Below are 8,395 nucleotides of genomic sequence, written 5' to 3'. Positions count from 1 at the left end.
CAACATCCTTTAGACCATGCCACTTTTCCGGAAGAGGCCGCAGGGATTTGGCCAGCATAGTCACTTTTGTAGCAGAAACAGTGATTTCACCCCTCTGGGTTTTGAATACTGTTCCTTCCACTCCGATAATATCGCCTATATCAGCTTTAACAAAGAGTTCATAGTTTTCTTCTCCAACATCATTAACTCTGACGTAAATTTGAATCAAACCTGCCCCATCCTGAAGATGAGCAAATGATGCCTTGCCATGGCCTCTTTTGGCCATGATTCGCCCTGCAATGATAACCTTTTGTCCCTCTAACTCACCAAAGTTATCGATAATTTCCTGGCTTAAGTGGGTACGCTCAAATTTGCCACCAAATGGCTCAATCCCTTTATTACGCAATTCCTGTAGTTTTTCTCTTCTTACCAGTAGCAGCTCATTTAATTCCCGTTCCTGTGTTTCCATGCTTGTCCCTCCTAATGAAAAAGGAAATACCGGCTACACAGCCGGTTGTCTGCCTAGTGAATATCGAGAATTTGATATCTCAGCTTACCTGCCGGGACGTCTACTTCTACAATTTCTCCTTTGCGTCTTCCCAGAATCGCTTTACCTACCGGCGAAACATTGGAAATCTTATTTTGAGCAGGGTCTGCTTCCGCCGTGCCTACGATCGAATATTCTACCTCATCGCCAAATTCCAGGTCTTTAAGCAATACCCTGCTACCCAGGCTTACTTCATCGGTGTGGATATCCCCTTCATTGATTACGCGAGCATTGCGCAGCATCTTTTCTAGAGTCAAGATCCGCCCTTCGATGAATGCCTGAGCATTTTTGGCATCTTCATACTCGGAGTTTTCACTTATATCGCCAAATTCTATAGCCTGCTTAATCCTTTCAGCTACTTCACGACGCTTGACTGTTTTCAGTTCCTCCAGTTCCTCTTCCAATTTCCGATATCCCTCTGGGGTTAAAATAACTTCTTTTTCCATATATCTCTCTCCTTTTTGTGCAGGTTAAACCAGGAACCAACACACCTTAATTTTTAATTATAAAATTAGCTACCTGCATTGTCAAGAAATTCCGCAGGATTCAACGGCTGCAGGCGACCATTATTATAGGCAGCCACAATTGTTTTTATTCTGTTAATTTTCTCCTCGGCCAGCGGTTGATCAAAACTGCGTAACCTGCTTAGCCTGAATCCATGTTTTTGAGCCAGCATCGCTATTTTCTCAACCTGTTCAATAGTTAATTCTTTACCAAGGGAATAATTTTGATAATGTCCTTCCAGTGCCAGAATCATCGTCTCCGCCATGCAGGCATAAAAGGTTCCTGCCGGTAAACCGAAGTTAAAGGTAGAAACGAGACCGGCTGGGCCCTCTACCAGGCCGCCATCAATTACCAGTACATCCGGCCTTGCCTCATTTACCTCCCGTGCCACATCCCGGGGGCGGGCCACATCACAGACAATCGCTCCTGGCCTTAGGTGAGCAGGATGGATAACAACATCCCGGCTGCTGGTCGCAGATATTACCAGGGCCGATCGCCTTAAAGCTTTAGCCACATCAGTAGTAATAGCCGCAGCTACTCCCGTTTCTCGCAAAAGATCCCGGGCCACCCGTTCCAGTTTTCGCTGGTCTCTTCCCACCAGGTTTAAGTAGGGGAATTTTCTGGCTAACAAAAAGGCACATACTCGCCCTATAGAGCCAGTAGCGCCTATTACAGCTACTTCCTCCTTACTGATATCATACCCTACCAATTTAGCTGCTGTCTCCAGCCCCTCGACAGCTGTCGCCACCGTATAACTGTTGCCAGTGGTAACAGCGATGGGCAATTCCTCGGCCAGCTCCCTCCCGCCATTGCCCACCACAGCAGTAAAAGCTCCCAGGCCTACTATTTTGGCCCCAAGTTTTGTCGCCAGCTGACCTGACTTGAGTAAGACCCGGTGCACCTTGGGATAGGGCTGATTTACAAGCATGGTCGTGGTTAAGGGACAACTGATCAGCCAGCCCTCCACTGGCAGACCTTCGATTTTGCCCAGGACCAGCGGGGGCAAATGAGCCAAACCCCGCTCGGCCCATTTTTCCGGTAAAAAACGTGCCCAGGGGAATTTGCGGTAATAATCCCCCACCTTCAGAGGGTGAAGTATAAAAGCAAAACCCGACAATCCCCATCCCTCCATTTACTTTTAAGCTACCCTTAGATCCACCACCCTCGGCCTGATTTCAAAACGCTGGATTATTTCCAGATACTCTTCAGCGGTTAAAGCTGTTTTCGCTCCGCTTAGGGCTACCAGCATAGCTTCCAGCACATTGGTCCCAAAAGAACGGCCTTGAAATTCAGGTGTGGTAGTAATAACTTTATGTACTCCCCTATCCGCTAATTCCTTGATATCAGCAGCGGTTACCGTATTGGTTATAATAATTTTCCCCTCCAGTTCTCCGGGCATATAGCGTTTGATAAACAGAAAATCTCCAGCTATGATATCCGCCTCTGCGAAGAAGCGGGTAAACTTAGGAGTATTGACAGTCTGCTTTTCTCCAGTTGGATAGAGCAAAGAAAAAGGCATTTGGGTAATCAGCGGCAAAACCATCTGGGCCACGCGGCAGAAAGTCTGGTAATTATACATAGGAAAAGGCAATCCCAGGCCAAATAATAAATCCCCGAAAACCACCTGGGCTCCAGTCTGTATCAAAGCTTCTGCCATACCAAAACGATCCGCCCCGGAAACCAGCAAAATTTTTTTATCAACGAACTTAACTATCCCTTCCTCCTGTAATAGATTAATAACATGTTTCTCCAGGGTGTTTTTCAGCCCGCTTCCATCCAGAACCGGCGTATGTACCCCTTCGATCAACCTGACTGCCTGCCGGAAAGTGTATCTTTTACCGGCAATATAAACATACAAATCCATTCCCCCCAGACCAAAGGCATCCACTTTGCCATCCAATTCACAAAACAATTGCCGTGCTTTTAGCCAATCCCCATCTGTACCCAGACGGCTTAACATTATTTTTTTACCGGCAATTTCCGTCTCCACAGTATGATTGCGACTGGAAGAACCCAGGCTTATGCTCACTACTTTTAACATGTCCTTAACCTCCTATCACTAATAAATTCCGATTACCCATAATTATTCCTTACCTGGCGAAAAAAAATACTCACCTAGACAGGTGAGCAAGATACTGGTCTAAACAATCTTTAACTTCCTGGGCCGAAGTTGCCTTATTGATTTCTTCTCGCAAACGGGTGGCTTCCCGTAATCCTTTAACATACCAGGCTGCATGTTTACGCATTTCCCTAACCGCAATATATTCTCCCTTTTCCGCCAGTAACAGATCCAGATGCCTTTTGGCCATTTGTACCTTTTCAGCAGCCGTCGGCTCCGGCAACAGTTCACCGGTTGCCAGGTAGTGAACTGTACGGCGAAAAATCCAGGGATTGCCCAGGGCGCCCCGGCCAATCATCACAGCATCGCAACCAGTTTCAGCCAGCATACGCGCCGCATCCTGGGGAGTCCAGATATCGCCATTGCCTATTACCGGTATTTTCAATTCAGTTTTAACTGCTGCGATAATGCGCCAATCCGCCTGGCCACTATACATTTGGCTGCGGGTACGCCCATGGATGGTTACCGCTTTAGCACCGGCAGCCTCCACAATTTTGGCCACCTCCAGGACATTTACTGAATTCTCGTCCCAGCCTTTACGCATCTTCACAGTAACCGGCACTTTTACCGCCGAACAAACCGCCTCCACAATCCGCCCCGCCAGTTCAGGATCACGCATGAGGGCGGCCCCTTCATTGTTTCTGACAATCTTTGGCGCCGGACACCCCATATTGATATCAATAATAGTCGCTCCTGCCTCTTCTACCAGCTCTGCTGCGCGGGCCATCTCTTCCGGTCGGGAGCCAAAAATCTGTACCGCTATAGGTTTGGGCTCATCACCTATGTCCACCATTTCCAGTGTCTTTTTATTGCTATACAGCAAAGCCAGATCAGAAATCATTTCCGTATAAACCAGACCACAGCCCATTTCACGGGCCAGCTGGCGAAAAGAGCGGTCCGTCACACCAGCCATCGGCGCAGCAAAAACCCGATTGGCCAGCCTGACTCCACCAATTTTCATTGACTATTCCTCCATTTCAAACTGCCAGTGATCCTTGTTGCGTTGATAAATATAGTACAGACCAGTAAGAGTCAAATAGGGATCCACTTTGTCGATAGTGCTGCTTTCAGAGGCAATCATACCCGCCAGACCGCCGGTTGCCACTACAAAAGCCTCTCCCCCTAGTTCTTTCTTCATTCTGCGCACTATTTCATCGACCTGACCGACAAAACCATAGATAACCCCGGATTGCATACTGCTCACGGTATTTTTACAAATCACTGTTTTAGGCTTGGCTAACTCAATCCGTGGCAACTTGGCCGCTCTGGAAAACAGAGCTTCTGCCGAAATGCCAATTCCCGGCGCAATCGCTCCACCAAGATACTCACCCTGGCGGGAAATGGCACAAAAAGTGGTAGCTGTACCAAAATCAACGATAATCAAGGGCCCGCCATACAGGTCATAACCGGCAATAGCATTGACAATGCGGTCTGCCCCCACTTCCCGCGGATTATCGTATTTGATGGGCATTCCAGTTTTTACCCCCGGCCCCACTACGAGAGGATTAATTTTGAAATAGCGGCGGGACATGCGTTCCAGTGCCGGCATTACCGGTGGTACAACCGAGGAAATGACAATGGCTTTTATATCCTGTGGTTTCAGGTTGCTATGAGCAAAAAGATTAAAAATCAGCATTCCATACTCATCTGCTGTCCGGTGCCGGTCAGTAGTTACCCGCCAATGTCTAATCAGCTCTCCCTCTTCATAGACCCCCAGAACAATATTGGTATTTCCCACATCAAAAACCAGTATCATTTTTTTGCCCCTCCCCGAGCCGTAAAGTAACATCTCCAGCTAAAACCCGGCGTATTTGTTGCTGCTCATCACGAACCAGCAAAGCCCCTTCCTCATCAATATCCAGGGCCATACCCGCCCAGTCACCGGTATATTCATGAATGATAACCTCTTTTCCCAGCACCAGCGCCTTTTGACGCCAGGGCCCCAGTACTGCCTGGGCCCCCTCCTGTAAATAGCGCTCATATAGCTTCCAGAAGGCATTAATAAAAGCAGCAGTAAACTGGCCGCGATTGACTTTATCGCCTGCCAGCTGTTTCAGAGAAATAGCTGTACCAAGCAAATCAGGCGCAAAATCTTCCTCATCCTGGTTAAGATTAACCCCTACACCCACCAGGACGAAATTGACCATATCAAGTTCTGCGCTCATTTCTGTTAATATACCAGCCAGCTTCCGATTTTGCGCCAACACATCATTGGGCCATTTAATTCCGCATGCCGCTCCAGGCACCGTTTTTTCCACCGCTTCCACCACTGCCACCGCTGTCAGTAAAGGTAATAATGTAGTTTGCCGAGGCAGGATAGGCGGCCGTAAAACGAGAGTTAACCACATCCCCTTGCCTGAGGCTGACTGCCAGCTGCGGCCTTTGCGCCCCTTGCCCGCCCACTGGCTTTCAGCTATAACTACAGTGCCTTCCGGTGCCCCGGCCGTAGCCAGTTTACGGGCATAAATGTTAGTAGAATCCAGCTGGTGAAAATGAAAGATTTTAATGCGTTCCCGTAAATCCGCTATCAGATAAGGCCAGATACTCTGCCCCGTTAAAAGGTCGGGCTGTTGCAAAAGCCGATAGCCCTGTCGGGTTCGGGATTCAATTTCATACCCCTCTGCCCGCAGGGCTTGAATATGTTTCCAGATAGCTGTACGGGAAATCCCAAGCAAACGGGATATTTCCTCCCCTGAGATAGGCTTTCCCGGACTAGCCAGTAACATTTCCAGGATTTTTTCTTTCATGGCCAGTTAATCTTCCTCTCCGGCCGTAAAGGTGGAAATCTTGCTGGTAAATAGATCCAGACTGATATCCATCGCCTTCACTGAATGGGTAATACTGCCTACACTTACCAGGTCTACCCCCAATTCGGCGGCCTGTCGCGCTTTTTCCAGATCCATACCCCCGGAAACTTCCAGAATCGCTTTGCCTTTAGCCAGAGCCACCGCCTCTGTGATTGTGTTTATATTCATATTATCCAGCATGATTATATCTGCTCCAGCCTGCAAAGCCTCCTGCACCTGGGTTAGATTTTCCACCTCTACCTCGATTTTCATGGTATGACCTACTCTTTGCCTGGCTTTATTCACTGCCGCCTTAATGCCTCCGGCGGCTTTAATATGGTTATCCTTAATCAATACACAATCTGCCAGGCCAAAACGGTGGTTGGCTCCACCCCCTACCCTGACCGCGTATTTTTCCAGAATTCGCAAGCCCGGAGTCGTTTTGCGGGTATCCACCAGTTTAATTTTATATCCGGCCAGAGCTTCAACCAGTCGCCGGGTCTGGGTAGCTATACCCGACATCCTTTGCAATAAATTCAATGCTACCCGTTCAGCAGAAAGAATGGCCCGCACAGGTCCCTCTATTTTTAATAACCGTTGCCCGTAAGTCACCAGTTCCCCGTCACGGCAAAGGAAATCCACTAGCACCCGGGGCTCCAGCATCTGAAAGGTCCAGGCTGCTACCTGTAAGCCCGCAACTACCCCTTCCTGCTTGGCATAAATATAGGCAGTACCTAACAAATCCGGGTCAACAGTAGCTTCGGTAGTTACATCCCCCCAGGCCAAATCCTCTTGCAGGGCCCGTTTAATAATATCCTCTACCAAGAAACGCTGTAACATCATTCCTGGCCTCCATCATATTTTAATACCACCCGCTTGAGCCAGTGAGCATCATCGGTAAATGGGTAATCACTGCGATAGTGACCACCCCGGCTTTCAGTACGTATCAGAGCCGCTTGTGCCACCAGCCCGGCCGTCCAGTACATATTGGCAGTTTGACAGGCATCCCGCCCTTGTAAAGGTCCGCTTAAATCCTTTTTACCTGCCTCAATCCGGGCCAGAGCCGCTTTCAAGCCTGCCGCCGTCCGCACCAGCCCAACATGCTGCCACATGATTTCCTGCAGCTCCTCTACCATTTCTGGTAGCGGCCTGGATAGCACCTGCTCCGATCTCCTCAATTCCAGTTCAGGCAGATCCCGGGGCAATACCACTGTCTCCAACTGCCCCCTGGTCGCCTCCACTATTCTGCCTCCAAAAACCAGGCCATCAAGCAGGGAATTGCTGGCCAGCCGATTGGCACCATGAACACCAACACAGGCAGTCTCCCCACAGGCATATAGCCCCGGCAGCGTGGTAGCACCATTGATATCGGTTTTAATGCCGCCCATAAAATAATGAGCCGCTGGTGCCACTGGAATCAGGTCCGTCGCCAGGTCCAGGCCAAATCGCCGGCAGGTAGCGGTAATTTTTGGGAAACGCTGCCTGACCCGATCCGGAGTTAAATGGCGCAGGTCCAGATAAACATGATCTTCCCCTGATTTCAGCAACTCCTGAACAATTGCTCTGGCTACTACATCCCGGGGAGCCAGTTCTGCCAGGGGATGGTAATGGATCATGAATCGTTCCCCTTTATGGTTACGCAAATATGCCCCTTCTCCCCTGACCGCTTCGGAAATCAGGAAAAAAGCAGCCCCCGGTACCATCAGCGCCGTAGGATGAAACTGGACAAACTCCATATCCATCACCGCTGCTCCGGCCCGATAGGCAATAGCAAACCCATCTCCGGTAGCTACTTCGGGATTGGTGGTGTTACGATAGAGCCGGCCGCCGCCTCCAGTGGCCAGGACAACAAATTTCCCCAGAAAACAGCGGAGCTGGTCCTGTTCATCATAGGCCAGAACCCCTCTGCAGCGTTCATCCCAGACCAGCAGGTCCACCACAAAATGATTTTCCCTGAGATCAATCTTCTGCTCCCTTTTCACCTGCCGGGTTAGAGTACGCTGAATCTCTTCCCCGGTGGCATCTCCCCGGGCATGAAGGATACGACGCCGACTATGGGCCCCCTCCCGGGTCAAAGAGATATGGCCTCCTTCAGTGCGGTCAAAATCCGCCCCCATAGCAATCAATTCTTTTACCCGTTCCGGCCCCTCAGTCACCAGTACTTCTACTGCCTCCAGGTCACACAGGCCTGCTCCTGCTGCCAGCGTATCAGCTTTATGCAATTCCGGCGAATCCTCTTCCTGGTCAAAAACAGCGGCAATACCTCCCTGGGCATGATCGGTATTGGTATCCCCTAAACCTTTTTTGGTCAACAGGATGACTTTGCCATGTTCAGCTGCCTTAATCGCCGTATAGAGCCCGGCAATACCGCTGCCCACTACAATATAATCGGCAGTTTCTACCGGGAGAGCATCCAAACGGAAATCTACCAGATAATCAACCCTCAACCCTCTTTCCTCC

9 protein-coding genes (1 of these 9 cut by a window edge) are annotated in these 8,395 nt (G+C 49.5%); all 9 read right to left on the bottom strand.

Annotation, left to right across the window (positions count from 1 at the left end; all coding sequences use genetic code 11):
• A protein-coding gene (lysS, locus tag CTH_RS00540; RefSeq protein ID WP_078666198.1) for a lysine--tRNA ligase crosses the window boundary here: on the bottom strand, positions 1-448 show its 5' portion. It extends 1,025 nt beyond the left edge of the window; only the first 448 of its 1,473 coding nucleotides appear in the window; it begins with the start codon at positions 446-448; its stop codon lies off the left edge, out of view.
• A gap of 53 nt (positions 449-501) precedes the next feature.
• A complete protein-coding gene (greA, locus tag CTH_RS00535) occupies positions 502-972 on the bottom strand; it encodes a transcription elongation factor GreA (protein WP_078666197.1) in 471 nt (156 codons plus the stop codon).
• A 65-nt stretch (positions 973-1,037) separates the two neighbouring features.
• Complete coding sequence (locus CTH_RS00530) at positions 1,038-2,147, bottom strand: shikimate dehydrogenase (protein ID WP_107752698.1); 1,110 nt, start codon at positions 2,145-2,147, stop codon at positions 1,038-1,040.
• 21 nt (positions 2,148-2,168) lie between these two features.
• Positions 2,169-3,071 carry a quinate 5-dehydrogenase gene (locus CTH_RS00525; RefSeq protein ID WP_078666195.1) on the bottom strand — a complete coding sequence of 301 codons (903 nt, stop codon included), beginning with the start codon at positions 3,069-3,071 and terminating at the stop codon, positions 2,169-2,171.
• A gap of 70 nt (positions 3,072-3,141) precedes the next feature.
• A complete protein-coding gene (gene dusB / locus CTH_RS00520) occupies positions 3,142-4,110 on the bottom strand; it encodes a tRNA dihydrouridine synthase DusB (RefSeq protein ID WP_078666194.1) in 969 nt (322 codons plus the stop codon).
• Between the two features lie 3 nt (positions 4,111-4,113).
• A complete protein-coding gene (locus tag CTH_RS00515; RefSeq protein WP_078666193.1) occupies positions 4,114-4,905 on the bottom strand; it encodes a type III pantothenate kinase in 792 nt (263 codons plus the stop codon).
• Entirely contained in the window at positions 4,889-5,896 is a 1,008-nt protein-coding gene (locus tag CTH_RS00510; protein WP_078666192.1) for a biotin--[acetyl-CoA-carboxylase] ligase, read from the bottom strand. The genes CTH_RS00515 and CTH_RS00510 overlap by 17 nt, the downstream gene beginning before the upstream one ends.
• 6 nt (positions 5,897-5,902) lie before the next feature.
• Positions 5,903-6,775 carry a carboxylating nicotinate-nucleotide diphosphorylase gene (nadC, locus tag CTH_RS00505; RefSeq protein WP_107752694.1) on the bottom strand — a complete coding sequence of 291 codons (873 nt, stop codon included), beginning with the start codon at positions 6,773-6,775 and terminating at the stop codon, positions 5,903-5,905.
• Positions 6,775-8,382 carry an L-aspartate oxidase gene (nadB, locus tag CTH_RS00500; protein WP_107752692.1) on the bottom strand — a complete coding sequence of 536 codons (1,608 nt, stop codon included), beginning with the start codon at positions 8,380-8,382 and terminating at the stop codon, positions 6,775-6,777. The genes nadC and nadB overlap by 1 nt, the downstream gene beginning before the upstream one ends.
• Between the last annotated feature and the right edge of the window lie 13 nt (positions 8,383-8,395).

This window comes from Carboxydocella thermautotrophica (assembly GCA_003054495.1).
In the GTDB taxonomy this organism is placed as follows: domain Bacteria; phylum Bacillota.
Note: the sequence above shows the minus strand (reverse complement) of the source record. Positions and strands in the feature narration are given on the sequence as shown.

Coding starts and splice junctions, on each gene's coding strand:
- dusB (WP_078666194.1), bottom strand. CDS start 4,110: ATGAAAATTGGTGGAGTCAGGCTGGCCAATCGGGTTTTTGCTGCGCCG.
- CTH_RS00525 (WP_078666195.1), bottom strand. CDS start 3,071: ATGTTAAAAGTAGTGAGCATAAGCCTGGGTTCTTCCAGTCGCAATCAT.
- CTH_RS00515 (WP_078666193.1), bottom strand. CDS start 4,905: ATGATACTGGTTTTTGATGTGGGAAATACCAATATTGTTCTGGGGGTC.
- greA (WP_078666197.1), bottom strand. CDS start 972: ATGGAAAAAGAAGTTATTTTAACCCCAGAGGGATATCGGAAATTGGAA.
- CTH_RS00510 (WP_078666192.1), bottom strand. CDS start 5,896: ATGAAAGAAAAAATCCTGGAAATGTTACTGGCTAGTCCGGGAAAGCCT.
- nadC (WP_107752694.1), bottom strand. CDS start 6,775: ATGTTACAGCGTTTCTTGGTAGAGGATATTATTAAACGGGCCCTGCAA.